General features: G+C 31.6%; 16 protein-coding genes. 11 read left to right on the plus strand and 5 right to left on the minus strand.

From position 1 onward, the window contains the following. Nucleotides 1-64: 64 nt before the first annotated feature. From ACZYT4_RS07085 to ACZYT4_RS07095, 3 genes are read right to left on the minus strand one after another with little or no spacing between them, the layout of a single operon-like run. Nucleotides 65-1,159, minus strand: coding sequence for an SIS domain-containing protein (locus ACZYT4_RS07085; protein WP_463784009.1), 1,095 nt, complete (start codon nt 1,157-1,159; stop codon nt 65-67). Nucleotides 1,160-1,162: 3 nt separating this feature from the next. After that, nucleotides 1,163-1,981 (minus strand): HAD family hydrolase, encoded by an 819-nt coding sequence (locus tag ACZYT4_RS07090; RefSeq protein ID WP_463784012.1) that lies wholly within the window; start codon nt 1,979-1,981, stop codon nt 1,163-1,165. Then, nucleotides 1,974-3,044: a LacI family DNA-binding transcriptional regulator gene (locus ACZYT4_RS07095; RefSeq protein WP_463784014.1), complete on the minus strand. Its 1,071-nt coding sequence runs from the start codon at nt 3,042-3,044 to the stop codon at nt 1,974-1,976. Before ACZYT4_RS07095 ends, ACZYT4_RS07090 begins: the two co-directional genes overlap by 8 nt. A gap of 276 nt (nt 3,045-3,320) precedes the next feature. On the opposite strand from ACZYT4_RS07095, the gene ACZYT4_RS07100 reads away from it, so the two are divergent. From ACZYT4_RS07100 to rpsR, 6 genes are all read left to right on the plus strand, one after another. Further along, nucleotides 3,321-4,268, plus strand: a complete 948-nt coding sequence (locus ACZYT4_RS07100; protein ID WP_463784016.1) for an ROK family protein — start codon at nt 3,321-3,323, stop codon at nt 4,266-4,268. Next, nucleotides 4,265-6,658, plus strand: coding sequence for a glycoside hydrolase family 9 protein (locus ACZYT4_RS07105; protein WP_463784021.1), 2,394 nt, complete (start codon nt 4,265-4,267; stop codon nt 6,656-6,658). Before ACZYT4_RS07100 ends, ACZYT4_RS07105 begins: the two co-directional genes overlap by 4 nt. Nucleotides 6,659-6,660: 2 nt before the next feature. After that, nucleotides 6,661-7,962, plus strand: coding sequence for a PTS sugar transporter subunit IIC (locus ACZYT4_RS07110; RefSeq protein WP_463784024.1), 1,302 nt, complete (start codon nt 6,661-6,663; stop codon nt 7,960-7,962). A 190-nt stretch (nt 7,963-8,152) separates the two neighbouring features. After that, the gene (gene rpsF / locus ACZYT4_RS07115; RefSeq protein ID WP_463784028.1) at nt 8,153-8,440 is read left to right on the plus strand and encodes a 30S ribosomal protein S6; all 288 of its coding nucleotides are present in this window, start codon (nt 8,153-8,155) and stop codon (nt 8,438-8,440) included. 14 nt (nt 8,441-8,454) lie between these two features. Then, nucleotides 8,455-8,910, plus strand: a complete 456-nt coding sequence (gene ssb, locus ACZYT4_RS07120; protein WP_463784031.1) for a single-stranded DNA-binding protein — start codon at nt 8,455-8,457, stop codon at nt 8,908-8,910. Nucleotides 8,911-8,924: 14 nt separating this feature from the next. Beyond that, complete coding sequence (rpsR, locus tag ACZYT4_RS07125; protein WP_087244237.1) at nt 8,925-9,152, plus strand: 30S ribosomal protein S18; 228 nt, start codon at nt 8,925-8,927, stop codon at nt 9,150-9,152. Between the two features lie 25 nt (nt 9,153-9,177). Here the strand turns inward: rpsR and ACZYT4_RS07130 are convergent, their stop codons facing one another. Both ACZYT4_RS07130 and ACZYT4_RS07135 read right to left on the minus strand, forming a co-directional pair. Further along, complete coding sequence (locus ACZYT4_RS07130; RefSeq protein WP_463784034.1) at nt 9,178-10,275, minus strand: tyrosine-type recombinase/integrase; 1,098 nt, start codon at nt 10,273-10,275, stop codon at nt 9,178-9,180. 106 nt (nt 10,276-10,381) lie between these two features. After that, entirely contained in the window at nt 10,382-11,068 is a 687-nt protein-coding gene (locus ACZYT4_RS07135; RefSeq protein ID WP_463784036.1) for a helix-turn-helix domain-containing protein, read from the minus strand. 190 nt (nt 11,069-11,258) lie between these two features. Here ACZYT4_RS07135 and ACZYT4_RS07140 point away from each other — a divergent pair, with 190 nt between their 5' ends. The 5 genes from ACZYT4_RS07140 (at nt 11,259) to ACZYT4_RS07160 (ending at nt 15,091) form a co-directional block, all read left to right on the plus strand. Then, complete coding sequence (locus ACZYT4_RS07140; protein ID WP_256197581.1) at nt 11,259-11,462, plus strand: helix-turn-helix domain-containing protein; 204 nt, start codon at nt 11,259-11,261, stop codon at nt 11,460-11,462. Nucleotides 11,463-11,467: 5 nt separating this feature from the next. Further along, on the plus strand, nt 11,468-11,656 hold the full coding sequence (locus tag ACZYT4_RS07145; RefSeq protein ID WP_463784039.1) for an ICEBs1 excisionase: 189 nt from the start codon (nt 11,468-11,470) through the stop codon (nt 11,654-11,656). After that, entirely contained in the window at nt 11,649-13,355 is a 1,707-nt protein-coding gene (locus ACZYT4_RS07150) for a bifunctional DNA primase/polymerase (protein WP_463784042.1), read from the plus strand. Before ACZYT4_RS07145 ends, ACZYT4_RS07150 begins: the two co-directional genes overlap by 8 nt. A gap of 156 nt (nt 13,356-13,511) precedes the next feature. Then, entirely contained in the window at nt 13,512-13,823 is a 312-nt protein-coding gene (locus ACZYT4_RS07155; protein ID WP_463784044.1) for a plasmid mobilization protein, read from the plus strand. A 38-nt stretch (nt 13,824-13,861) separates the two neighbouring features. Then, entirely contained in the window at nt 13,862-15,091 is a 1,230-nt protein-coding gene (locus ACZYT4_RS07160) for a relaxase/mobilization nuclease domain-containing protein (protein WP_463784047.1), read from the plus strand. The last annotated feature ends 7 nt before the right edge of the window (nt 15,092-15,098 follow it).

A 15,098-nucleotide genomic window follows, 5' to 3' on the forward strand; every position in this document is an offset into this window, starting at 1 on the left:
GTGATAGAAGAAAAGGTAAATTTGAGATAGTTAAATAGAAAAAGCACTGAAAGAAATCAGTACTTTAAACATAATCTTGAACTTGTGTTTTACTATTGACAGCTTGTGAGAAATCAGTATAAATTCTATGGGTTAAATCAATCCCTTTACTTTTAGCAATATACCATGCCATGATTTGAAATGGTATTACCATAAGATAAGGAGCTAAGTATTCATCTAAATCAATATCTAGGGCTAAAGTATAATCGTTTTCTGATGTTGATTCTGTTGTTATTGTAAAAACATGCGAACAATGTTGAGATTCATATTGTTTCAACAAATGCAATTTATGAAGTCTTGGACTAGGTGTTTCAACAAAGAAAATACGATGTTCTTTGTTGACTTCAAGATAAGGACCATGCATATAAGCTTCTAAATCATATCCAGTTGTAGGGACACGAACAGTCTCACAGAACTTTGTTTCAAATTCTTTAATTGTTCCCACCAATGAACCAAAAGCGACTCCTGTAATACGAAATGCATCTTTAAAATCATTGATATTCTTTTCAACAAATGTCTCTGTTTTTTGAATGATTGATGAAATTTTTAAAGTTTCTTTTTTAAGATGTTCAATTTCTTGAGCTTCATTCTCTGGCGTGATTAGTCCTTTTTTGACTCCTAATCGTAGTCCTAATAACATTAATGTGAGAACGGTTGCTGTAAAACCAAGCGTCACATAACCAACACGTTCACGACCACAACCAATATCTAAAGTTGCATGTGTTGACTGCGTGATTTCACTGTCTGGAATACTTGTTACAGCAATGGTCATGATTTTTGATTGTTTTTGAATACGTTCTAATGCTTCAATTGTTGAAGTGCTTTGACCGCTTTGAGAAATACCTAATACCAATTGTAAATGTGGATTGATTGTTTCATAATTACAATAGTTGTAAGGTTCTTGAATATCAATTCTAACTTTTGCTTGTTTTTCAATATAGTATTTGGCACTTCTAGCCGCATTAATACTTGATCCAGTCCCTAAAATTAACCATTCTGTATCATTGTTTTTGATAAACGACGTTGTGGGTTCAACATTATGTGGATATTGATTTAAAATCTTTAACATTGTATCCTGCTCTTGATAAATATAGCTTAACATTGTTGGTTTTGTTTCCATATCTTATTCTCCTTCAAAAAAATTTTTTAAAAATAGATAAACACCATCTTCATCATTTGATTGTGTCTGATATTGAGCTTCCTTTTTGACGTCCTCATGAGCATTACTCATAGCTACACTATATTTTGATACATGAAACATATCAATATCATTACATCCATCACCAAAAGTAATAGTGTGTTCAACAGGTATTTGATAATGTTTTTGGATATCCTGAATAGCGGTTGCTTTAGAGATACCATGTGGCATAATTTCAATATTGTTAAAAAATGATGAAGAGATAGAAAGATGTTTTTGTTTCATGAGTTCATCTTTAAATTGTTTTAATTCATCTAAACGTTTTTCTTCAATAATGATAGCACTTATATATTCATCTTTATGATTTATCAAATCTCTTAAATCCCTAATTTTTATATAACTTTCTTGTTTTCCACTATCAACTCTTCCTTTGTCTGTATCATTTTGAAAATAATCAGGTAAAAATAAGCTATAATATATTGCTTGACTGGTAAAAAGGAATAGTGGTAGCTGCTTTTTTAAAGATTGCTGATAAACAAATTGTAAAGCATCTCTATCAAATGTATGAGTTGTCATATTTTCCTGTAATGAATAAATGCCTCCATTTGAAGCAATAATACCTGTTTCAGGGCTAATCATTTGAGCAGTTTTTTGGGCTGACAAATACATTCTGCCAGTCGCAACAAAAAAGAGATGCCCTTGTTTTTGTAATTTCTGAATATAGTTTATTGTCTGTTGAGATATTTTTTGTTTACTGGACATTAATGTTCCATCGATATCACTACATATTAAATACTTATCCATTGTTTTTCTCCATATAAGTTCCACATGATTCTCTAATCATTAATTCAGGTTCATGATGGAATTCAAGTGTTGTATTTTCTCCTTGAACAAGCGCAATGAGCTTTTTAACAATGAATTCACCTAAGAATTCATTATGCTGATCAATTGTCGTTAATCTAGGGATATTAAATTCGCTGTTATTAAAATAATCACAGCTTACAACTTTTATATCTCTTGGACATTCTAAACCAGCATCAGCAAGAGCGCGAATAGCCCCCATTGCAACATTATCGTTGATCGCAATAACTGCAGTTGGTAATGGTTCATCTTGTGCTATTAATTGGCGCATTGCATTATATCCATCTTTGGTATAATAGTCAGTCAGGATAATATGTTTTTCATTGATTTGAGTATAGATAGAAAGTGTGCTTTTAAAGGCGGCTAAACGCGTTTCAGTAATTTTAACACCTGGTTCACCACCAAGAAACGCGATATCTCGATGTCCAAGTGCTAGTAAATGTTGCGTTAAAGCAATAACCCCTTTTTCTTGATTTCTTTCAATGAAGGTGCAGTCACAATCCTCTTCTTTTTGACTGACAATCAGAATAGGCATTTGTTTATTTAACTGATTGAGTGTTTTGATATATCTGGCATCAACATCCATCTTATCAATTTCACCACCTAAAACAATAACGCCATCAACTTGTTTTTCCTTTAATTTTTTAAACTGATCAATTTCATATATGCACGATTCTGCATCTTTATTTTTTCCTGCCGACATTGTATTTACAAGCAATAATGAATATCCTTGTTCTTTACAATGATGTTCAATTTCATATATTAAAGATGTAAAGTATGGATTGGTAATATCCGGAACAACAACTGCAAAGGTTCTCGTCTCATTAGAAACCATCCCACGTGCAAGCATGCTTGGTTGAAAACCTAATTGTTCAATGGCATCTTGTATTTTTCTACGTTTTTCTGGATTGACAGATGGATTATTATTAATAACACGAGAAACTGTTGACACTGAAACACCACAATATTTAGCTATTTCTTTAATTGTAACAGCTTTTTTTGACATTTTATATTCACCTCTTTCGTTACAAATATAGTGTATACTACTCAAATATAAAAATCAAGCTATTTTTGGTAACGTTACCAAAAATTAGTTTTAAGTATTGACAACGCTTTCTTTATGGAATATACTGAAAATGTAATCCGAAATACATCGATGTTTATAAAAAAAATGAAGGAAATCTCATTTTCTATGAGGGTTACACTCGAAAAAAATGATAGAAAATAGAGAAAATTTATTTTTAATTTAATTTGGTAACGTTACCAAATAGAAAGGAGGCCCATGGAAACAGTTATAGGGGTTGATTTGGGTGGAACAAAGATTTTGATTGGAGAACTCACGTTAGATGGGGAAGTTCTTTCCAAAAAGCTTTATCCCTCAAATGTAACTTCACAAAAAATGGCAGTTCAATGTATTGTGGAAAGTTTACATGATTTCTTTCATACAACCTCATTATCAGGTCATTTGAAAGGCATTGGAATAGGTCTTGTAGGTAGAGTCAATAGACAAAGTGGTGAGTGGATCGAAATTCATCCAGAACTATCAGAATCAATATTCGTTAAAGATTTGATTGAGAAAGAATTTCAGTTGCCATGTTTTATAGGAAATGATGTTTATTGTGCAACATTATCAGAACAAAGATATGGAATTGGGAAAAACTATAATCATTTTATCTATATGAATATTGGAACAGGCATTGCTGCAAGATTAGTTGTTGATGGAAAAATTTTAGAAGGAGCACATTTTGATGCTGGAGAAATAGGTCACATGTGTGTGGATATGAATAGCCAAGTACCTTGTATTTGTGGAAATCATGGATGTGTTGAAACATTAGCTTCTGGACTTGGACTTCATAACTGTACTATGGATGTCATTGATCAATATCCAAATTCATGTATCAAAAAACCAGTAAAGAATCAACGTATATCAGCTTTAGAATTGTTTCGTGGTTATGATCAACACGATGAGTTATGTGAATTCATATTAAATCGTGCTTTTCAGGCAGTTAGTGCAACAATTATGAATTTAGTAAGAGTCTGCGATCCTCAAGCAATTGTTTTAGGTGGAAGTATTGGTGGTAATGAATGGTTTATTCAACACATCAAAACATATTTAAATCCTCAGACAATGAGATTTATTAAAGAGGGTATCCAGCCATGTCAACAAGATGTTGAAACGATTGGCTTAAAAGGAGCTGGATTGTTAGTCATAGAGGGGGTGAAAGATTGAAAAAAGAATTTTATCAGGATGTTATAAATTCTGGTTATATTCATAGACAATTAAGAATAGATTCATCAAAATCTTTAGAAGCCATGGATCAACAGGCCCAGATTTTATCAAAAGAAGTTTTATTTTCTCCCGAACATCAAACATATCAATGGAAACATTATGGGCGTGGAAAAAGCTATATTAAAGATTCACAAATGATTTTTGAATCTTCACAAGTTTATGATTCCTGGCCAGAAGGGGCTCCTGATGATGGAGATTATACTAACTATGGACAGGTAGGAGTAACATTACAACTTAATCATCTCAATATTGAAAAATATAATCGTATTTATATAAAAATTAAACCTATATGCCCTGGGATGGTCAATCCACATATTATGATTAGCATAAAAAATGACGGCAAAATTAAGGTGCCTGACATATATAATCGTGAAGGCTATCATACGGCCAATCTTATTCATGATCAATGGAATGAATGTAGTATAGATATAAGTTCATTACCTAGAGATGCGATAAGTGAAATAACCTTTTCGGTACTTATTAATGGTAATGATCGAGGGACAGTCAATCATTTAAAATATATCATTGAAAAAATTCAACTTGTAGAATCTGATTACCCAACTATTGATAAAGGATGGCAACCATTAATGGGTGAAATCATTTATAGTCACGATGGATATGAAGTCAGTGCTCGAAAAATTGCCATTATGAATGATACTGACCAAGAATTTTTTGAAATTATTGATGAACAAGGGAAAACAGTTTTCTCTCAGGATATTCAAAGAATAGAAACATCAATTGGAAAGTATGTTGTGTTAGACTTTTCTTCAATAGAGAAAAAAGGGGTTTATAGAATCAAAATAGGGAATCATCAAACTCCATTATTTTCCATAGATTCTTATCAACATAGATGGCATGAATCTATTTATCGCGTATTAAATTTTATCTTTTGTGAAAGATGTGGTTGTCCTGTTCCTGGTTTGCATGGGAGTTGCCATGAAGATATTATAGCTTATCATAACGGTGTATCTATTATTTTCAATGGTGGATGGCATGATGCAGGAGATGTCTCCCAACAGCTTGTTCAAACAGCAGAAGTCACTCTCGCACTATTTCAAATGAGTCAAAAAGTTAAAGATGAAGATTTACAGTTATCATTGAGATTGGAAGAAGAAGCTCAATGGGGATTGGATTTTATTTTGAAAACAAGATTTCAGGACGGATATCGTGCAACGAGTGCAGGAGTCACACGTTGGTCAGATTGTTTGATTGGAAACAAAGATGACACAGTTTGTCGAGTTCACAACAATGCTTATGAAAATTTCTATTTGGCTGGAATAGAAGCAAGTATGGCTTGTGTAATGGGAAAGAATGATAGGCTTTATCCAAGGACAAGAGAAATTGCTGAAGAGGATTTTCAATTTGCATTGATAGAATTTGAAAAACATGGATTTAAACATGACCCCATCTTTTGGGAACATACTTATAACATGTCAAAGAGTTTATTTCTTGCGACAATGGTATGGAGTGGGTGTCAATTATATCGTTTAACATATTCTGATATTTATCAGGAATATGTTAAAAAATGGGTTAAAGATTTATTGGAATGCCAAGAAATAGATGGAATTCCATTATATGATCAAACTTTATTAAAAGGTTTCTTTTATAGAGATGAAAAACATCAAGTTATTCAACATTTTAATCATCAATCAAGAGAACATTTATATATTTGTGCTTTAATTGCAGTATTAGAATGTCATGTTGATGATAAGAATAAAGACATTTATGAAAATCGTTTAAAACTATATGGAGATTATCTTGTTTATTTATCAAAATATACACAACCTTATCCGATGTTATCTAGTGGGGTTTATCTGCATGATGAATATCAGGATGATGAAAGTTTTCAACGTCAACATTTATTAATTGGTGATGAAGCAAAAGAAAATTATGTCAAACAGCTTTATCAAGGTGAACATATTAGTCAGAATCTTTATTTAAAACGATTCCCAGTGTGGTTTTCGTTTAGGGGTAATAACGCTATACTTCTTTCACAAGCAAAAGCAGCATCATTGATTGGAAAATATTTTCATGATCAAAAGTTAATGGAAATTGCCGAAGGACAATTGCAATGGCTTATTGGTTTTAATCCATTTGGACAATCATTGATATATGGCGAGGGTCATCATTATGCCAGTCAATATAGTGTATTAACTGGTGAGATGGTAGGAGAAATACCAGTAGGAATTCAAACGTGGGAAAATGATGATGAGCCTTATTGGCCACAATTTACAAATGCAACATATAAAGAAGTATGGGTAGGATTAGCCGGAAAATGGCTAGATGTTTTATATGATCTATATAGTATAGAAAGTGAGGAAAGAACATAAGTATGATGGAAAATAGTCGTTTTATAAATAAACTTGTTGAAGTCGCTGGTATGATTTCTAATCAGAGACATATTCGTGCAATTCGTGATGCATTTGCCTCTGCAATTCCAGTGACAATTGCAGCAGCATTTTTCTTAGTTGTTAATAATGTTATTATTGGACAAATTCCAGGATTATCAGCAACAACTTTTGGAAAGTTTTTGATGGAAGTTGGAACTCAAGTCAGTAAAGGAACTTTAGATTTCTTATGTGTTTTAGTCACATTTTTAATTGGATATTATACAGCAAAAACATATGATTGTGATGGACCATTAGAAGGTATCATTTCAGTAGCATCATTTATTGCTTTAGCACCTAATTCAGTAAGCTTAACAGATGCTGTTGATACGACTGCAACTATTACAACAACAGGTGTTTTACAATCATCAGTGACTGGTTCATCAGCAATGTTGATTGGAGTTGTGGCAGCATTAATTTGTGCAACATTAATGTGTAAATTAGAAACAATTGATGCAATCAAAATTAAAATGCCGGAAAGTGTTCCAACAGGAGTAGCTAAAGCATTTAATGGTTTAGTTCCAGCTGTTATTGTCATTAGTATCTTTGCATGTTTAGAAGTTGCAACACGCTGGATTTCAGGATCTACAATTATTGATGTGATGGTTAAATTTTTACAAACACCATTACAATCAGGATTCCAATCTTTACCAGGAATATTATTGTATGTTTTCTTGGCAACATTTGTATTCATTTTTGGTGTTCATGGAGCATTCGTCTTTGGAGCTATATCAGGACCAATTTTATTACAAGCTACAACAGAAAACAGTGCAGCTGTTGCTGCAGGTTTAGCACCAACAAATATCGTAACTCAATCATTCCTAGATGTCTTTGTTTACATGGGTGGTGGAGGAACAATGTTATGTTTGGTTATAGCATTGTTTATCTTCTCTAAACGTGCTGATGAACGAAGTGTTGCTAAAATTGGAGTTGTGCCTAGTATATTCAATATTTCTGAACCAATTATGTTTGGTTTACCAGTTGTATATAACCCAATTTACGCAATCCCATTCTGTATTGTTCCAATTTGTTCAACATTAATTGCTTATTTTGCAACTGCTTTAGGTTTAGTTGGATATACAATGGTACCAATCCCATGGGTAACACCACCGCTATTATCTGGATTCTTATCAACAGGAGATATTAGAGGAGCCATTGTTCAATTAGTTATTATTGTTGTAGGTGTTGCCATTTATGCACCATTCGTTATTGTTTCTAATAAGGTTGCAGAGAAAGAAGCAAAATAATTTATAAAAATATCGGTGATGACATTCATCGATATTTTTGTTCATTTTAAAAAATATTGAATTTAAGGTAATTTTTTCTATTCAATTGACAAAAGTGGAAAGATATGATATATTACATAAGCATGTAATAAATTTACTGCCTGTCTATATTTTAAATATAGACCATTAGACCATAGGAGGAGGTAAAAAGATGAATAAATACGAAATCATGTTTATTGTAAAACCTGATGTTGAAGAAGAAGCAAGAAATGCATTAATCGAAAACTTCAAAAATGTTTTAACAAATGGTGAAGGAACTGTAGATAATGTCAACGAATGGGGATTGCGTGATTTTGCTTATGAAATTCAGGATTATAAGAAAGGATACTATGTTGTAATTGATACAACAACAACTCCAGCAAATATTTCTGAATTTGAACGTTTATCACGTATCAATGCAAACGTTATCCGTCATATGACTCTTAGAAGATCTAAATAAGAAGGTGAGTTCTGATGATTAATCGTGTTGTATTAGTTGGAAGAATGACAAGAGACCCAGAATTAAGAAGAACAAATAGTGGTGCTGCAGTGACAAGTTTTACTTTAGCACTTAATCGTAACTATAATTCAGCAGATGGACAACAAGCAGATTATATTAACTGTGTTGTTTGGAATAAAATTGCTGAAAATGTAGAAAAATATTGTTCAAAAGGATCTTTAGTTGGTGTCGAAGGAAGACTTCGTTCACGTAGTTATGACAACGCACAAGGACAAAAAGTGTATGTTGTTGAAGTTGTTTGTGACAGTGTACAGTTCTTGGAAACAAGAGCTGCTAGAGAAAAAGCACAGCAACAACAACCACAAGTATCACAAGATAACTTCTATGATATGAAAACAGTAGAATTAGAAAAAGATTTTGATAATTCTTTTGATTCATTTGATATCATGGAAGATGACATTCAATTTTAAGGAGGAAAAGGTTTATGGCATTCAAAAGACAAAGACCAAGAAAAAAAGTTTGCTATTTTACAAAGAACAAGATTGATTACATCGATTACAAAGATGTTGAATTATTAAAAAGATTTGTTTCTGCTAACGGTAAAATCATTCCTAGACGTGTAACTGGAACAAGTGCTAAATACCAAAGACAATTAGCAGTTGCTATTAAACGTGCTAGACAAATGGCTTTATTACCATACGTTGGTGAATAATAGTGATTAAAAAACCTTGATAAAATCAAGGCTTTTTTGTTTCTTGAGGAGTTTCTGGTACTAATTTGGTACTATTGTTTAATTCGTCAAGCTTATTAACGAGATGAATTTGTTTATCAGGGTATAAATGACTGTAAGTTTTTAATGTTGTTTCAACGGTATCACCTATACGTTCTGCTATCATGAGTGCACTATAACCTAATTCAATAAGCATGGAAACATGACTATGTCTAAAGGAATGGAGAGTAAACTCAGGATTAAGATTGGCTCTGCTTTGTGCGTATTTCAATCGCCCTCTTGCTTTTGTGTAATGATTCATAAAAATATAATCATCATCCTTTGGCTTATAGAGATTATCAATATATTGCTTAATAATATCTACAAGGAATTGTGGAATACTAACATCCCTATAGCTATTGTGCGTTTTAGGAGATGTAATGACATTCTTTTTATTAATACGTTGATATGATTTTGTAATGTGAATAACTCCTTTATCTAAATCTATATCTTTTTTTTGTAATGCAAACAATTCACCTTTTCTCATACCTGTGAAAAAAAGAGTAGAGAATATAGTGTAATCATTATAGTCCTGTACGTTCTCTAATAAAGTTTTCATCTCATCGATAGTATAAATTTGCATTTTTTTGCTTTTATGGCTACCAATGCTTCCGGCTTTAGTACAAGGATTCGTTTTTAAGTCATAATATTTTGTAGCGTGATTAAAAATGGCATTTAGTATTCCATTCATCTTTTTTAAATATGCTTCAGAATAGTTTTGGCTTATAAGCTCATTTTGCCATCGTCTTATTATTATGGCAGTAATTTCATTCATTTGATATTGTTTAAAAAAAGGAAGAATCCTTTTCTCAATAATATTGTTTTTAACATGTAATGTCTTTGGTTTCAGTCGAGGCGACATATCATCTTGGTAAAGTCTTACAAAGTTTTCAAATGACATATTAAGATCTGCACTTTGTTGTTCTAGAAAATGTCGTTCAAACTCTTTAGCTTCACGTTGTAATTTGAATCCTCTTTTTTTCTTTTGCTTTTTCTCACCTTTATAATCAGTATAATAAAACTTACAAAACCAAGTTTTGGTTTTCTTATCATAATATGTTGGCATTGTATTTAGCTCCTTTTCATGTTAAAATTGGAGCATGAAAAATGATTGCTGTGGTAGGTAATTCTTTTTCATGCTGTGCACTCTAGTTGGCGCTGGAGTGCTTTTTTTATTTACTGTAATATTTTTTTAATGCGACACGATACATCGTATCAATTGATTGATCATCTTCTAAATCAAGGTCTAATTCTTTGTTTGTAAAGAGAACTTTGTAAATAATATCTTTCTTATAATTTGGATTATTTGCTTTATATTGATTAATTGTTTCTTCATTCATAAATTGAGATTCATATACAACTTTTTGATATTGGTATTGAGCATCTTGTAAACTTCTATTAATGAGAAGATAAGCATCATTACGCAATTGTTCAAATTGAGACTGATCAACAGAAACAAAAGAGAGTTTACGAAAATCCTTTAGTAATGTATAGAATTCATCAAAATTTGTGTAAATATCTATCTCATAATCTTCTATTTTTTCATGTTCTTTATCAAAATTTTCTTTCATGTCAAAGAATTTACCAGAATCGTACAATAAAATATCATTTAGTTCGTCGTGTTGTACAGGATGGTAGCTATGATCAAAAAGAAAATCAGTATTCTCTAAGTCAAAAAATATGCTCGGACAAATAGATAGTTCATCAGATATTTGTTTGATAACATCTATTTTTGGTTCACGACCATTTTCATAATTTTGATAAGTTGTATAAGGGATATTGAGCCGTCTGGCTAACTCGGCTTTAGATAGACCTTTTTTCTTACGTTCTCTTGCTAGTATATCTGAAAAAGTAGCCATATATATGTATTTAACCTCCTTTCTTGAGTTAATTATATCAAATTTGTACAACTTGTAAATAAATATAACTCATTTTGAATAAAAATATATGAAAATTATTTAAAATGAGTTATTTATATTGACAACAACCTAATATATGCTATTATTTAATTGAAAATAACTCAAATTGAGTATAAAAGGAGGTGGGAATATGAAAGTTGACTCAACAAGAATTAAAATCTTACTGATAGAACGTCAATTATCAGTAAAGGAGTTTTGTAAAATCAACAACTTGTCTTATAGTACGATCTCTGCAATATTAAGAGGTCAAAGGATTGGGCAACTCAAAACTATCGGACAGATTGCTGATGCGTTAGATGTAAGTATTGATAGTATATTAAAAGAAGGAGAATAGAAATTATGGAAATTGAAAAAAGTTATTATGATATATACGATGTAATTAAATTATTAGGAGTTAGTAAAAGTAAAGCTTATGCAGTGATGAGAGAGATGAATGATTATTTAGAAGAACAAGGATATTTAGTTATTTCTGGTAAAGTCCCTGCAAGATATTTTAATGAAAAGTGGTATGGTGGAACACATGCCTAGTTTAAAAGAAAGTGCACTAGCCTATGCTAAAGAAGGGTTACGAGTCTTTCCACTGGCGCCAGACAGTAAAGGAAAGCAAGTTCTTCATTCATGGATAGAAGAAGCAACCACGAATTCAGATACTATTGAATATTGGTGGGGTACAAATCCACAATATAATATTGGTATCGTAACGGGCGAAAAACTATTTGTTATAGATGTTGATATAAAAAACCAACATAATGGAATTGAATCTTTAAAACAATATGGAAAAGAATTACCTACCACAAAAATGGTGAAATCTCCCTCAGGGGGATTTCATCTTTACTATTATGATGATCGCCAAGAAGTTAAAACACGTACAGGATTGTATGATGGTATTGATATACGAGGAAAAGGTGGCTACATTGTAGCACCACCTAGTATGATAAATGGCAATAAATATCAGTTTATTAATAAAGAACCGGTTTCTAAAATAAATGATGCAGTACGAAACTTTTTAAATAGACATAAAGAAAACCGAGAGAGTTCATTTATGAGCCAAAATGTCATTAATGAAGGATGTAGGAACGATTATCTATTTCGTATGGCGTGTTTCTTACAACAAAAGGGTTTTAGTGATGTAGCCATCAAAGAATGTATTAAGAAAGAGAATGAAGTGAAATGCCAACCACCATTAGAAATTCAAGAAATAGAACGTATTATTCAAAGTACACTAAAATATAAAAAAGGTATAGTTCAATTACGAAACGAAATTGAGTATGAAAAATCTTTTACTTTAACACAACTTTATGCTTCTAAAGATGATGATGAAGATGATATTGTTGAAAATATGATATCGGTAGGCCTAACTCTTTTAGGTGCACCACAAAAATCAGGAAAAACTTTTTTTGGATTGCAGCTATGTGATGCTATTGCAGAAGGTAAAAATTTCTTAGGGAGGAAAGTACAAAAAGGAACAGCGGTCTATCTTGCTTTTGAAGATAAAAAGACAAAAATCAAAAAAAGATTGCAAAGAATGCAAGTAGACCCAAATGATAAATTTCTTATTGATATTCTAAAGCCAAATCATTTGTATGATTTAGAATTAAGAATTGAACAAGAGCTTCAAAGAAATGCAGATTTAAAACTTGTAGTGGTTGATACATTCCATAAGATAAGAAAATCAAAAGATCGAGATTATGATAGTGAGTATGCTGAAGCGACAGCTTATCATGAATTAGCTTGTAAATATCATATTGCGATTATTTTAATAACACATGTAAAAAAAGAGGTAGATATCAACCATCCTTTTGATTCAATCTATGGAAGTAGAGGTTTAACAGCCGGGTCTGATTCAATCCTTGTTATGTATAAGAAAAACCATTTATCTAAGACACGACAGTTAGCAATACAAGGGAAAGATATACCAGATGATGAAATGACACTATTACAAAATGATAGTATGATTTTAGAAATCACTGAAAATGAGGATGATGGTGATGTTGATGAGAATGTTATGAAAGTTATTAATTTTATCATTCGAAAAAAAGAATTTATTGGTTCTCATGAAGAGTTATCCTCGCTACTTTCTTTAGCTTTAACTGGAAAGCAATTGCAAGTGTTATTAGCAAAGAATGAGGACTTGTTGAAGACTACGTTCATCTCTTATGAGAAACGTCCACGAACAAATAAAGCACGAATGATATGTCTTCGCTATCACGGAAATGAAGAAATTTAGTGACGATGTGACGATTGTCGGGCAATACCTTTTGACCGTCACACCGTCACTCCTTAAATAAGTTAAATTTAAGATTTTATGTATTAGCAAGCAACGTATTTTGTCCCCAAAATACAAAATCAAAAGCTGGTACGACCAGCAAGATTGGAGGTTCATATGAAAAGAAATCATGAAATTAAGATACGATTCAATGAAGATGAATTTGAAATATTGGTTAAGAAATTAAGAAAAACAAAATTAAGTAGAGAAGCATTTTCTAGAGCTTGTATATTAGGTAAAGAGATAAAAGTACCACCTGATTTAGAGTATTATAAGTTAAAAAATGAGTTCAATCATATCGGTAATAACTTAAATCAGATTGCTAGAACGTTGAATAATAGACAAGAAATATCTTCAAAAATCATTGAGGTAACAATCGAGGAATTAAGACAAATGATAAAAAATCTTGATGAAAAAGTAAGGGGCTGATTAAAGCAGTAACGTCAATTTGGGCTATCCGAGATCGTTTGGATAATGTCATCAAATATGTCGAAGATGAAAAAAAGACGATGCAAACGGTCTTGGATTACATCAGCCAAGATAATAAGATTAAACAAAAACAGTATGTAACTTGTCTTAATTGCGATGCATTTGATCCATTAAGATCGATGCAGTTGACTAAGAAATTATTCCATGATCATAAAAGAATCGTAGCATTTCATGGCTATCAATCATTTAAAATAGATGAGGTCGATGCAAATGTTGCACATGAAATTGGAGTAAAACTTGCACAAAAAGTGTTTGGAAATCGTTATGAAGTTGTCGTTAGCACACACCTAGATAAAGACCATATTCACAATCATATCTTATTAAATTCAACTTCATTCATCGATGGAAAACGGTTCTGTAATACAAAAAAAGATTACTGGAACATGAGAAATACGTCTGATGAATTATGCAAAGAATATGGATTATCTATCATTGAAGATCCATCATACGATTCAAAAAAGTTGAATTATCATATCATGAAAACCTATATGAATGACATAAAAAAGGATATAGATGCTCTTGTAAAAGAGAGTAATTGTATTAAAGATTTAAAGGGTAATATGAAAAAGAAAGGGTATGAGTTCGAAAGAATCGATGGAGAAGATGTCGTTTATCATCCATATTGTAATGAACCAATCTATCTAAAATTGTTAGGAGAAAAGTATCATCTTGATGAAATTGAAGAAAGATTGACTGACAAATGGATCCTTCCTCAAAACGTTGAACATACACAAAGTTATTATCGTTGTAAGGAATATTATCAACTTTATAAAAGAAAACAGTTACCTAAGCTAGCAGGAATCCATGTTGCTTATCTTATTTCAATTAATATCTTACCTACAAGAAAGCAACATATCTCTAAAGAAGCAAGACAAGCACTCAAGAAAATGGATCAATACTCTAGAGAAATCGAACTTCTTGCCAAGAACAAGATAGAAGATATTGATCAATTAAATAATTATCAACAACAAAAACAAGATGAACTGAATGACTTATTAAAACAAAGACAAGGTTGTTATTATCAACGACAACGATCAAGAACGATGGGTGAAAAAGAAGAATGGTCAGCAAAAGCAAAGTTATTTACACCAGAAATAAAGAAACTAAGGCTTCAAATCAAAGCGTGTGAGAACATCAGGAATCGTAGTTTTGATAAAGATATCGAAAGAATAGCACAAAAGAAAATTAAACAAAGAGGTGCAAGATAGGAGGATA

It is taken from the genome of Massilimicrobiota sp. mt181, assembly GCF_055420065.1.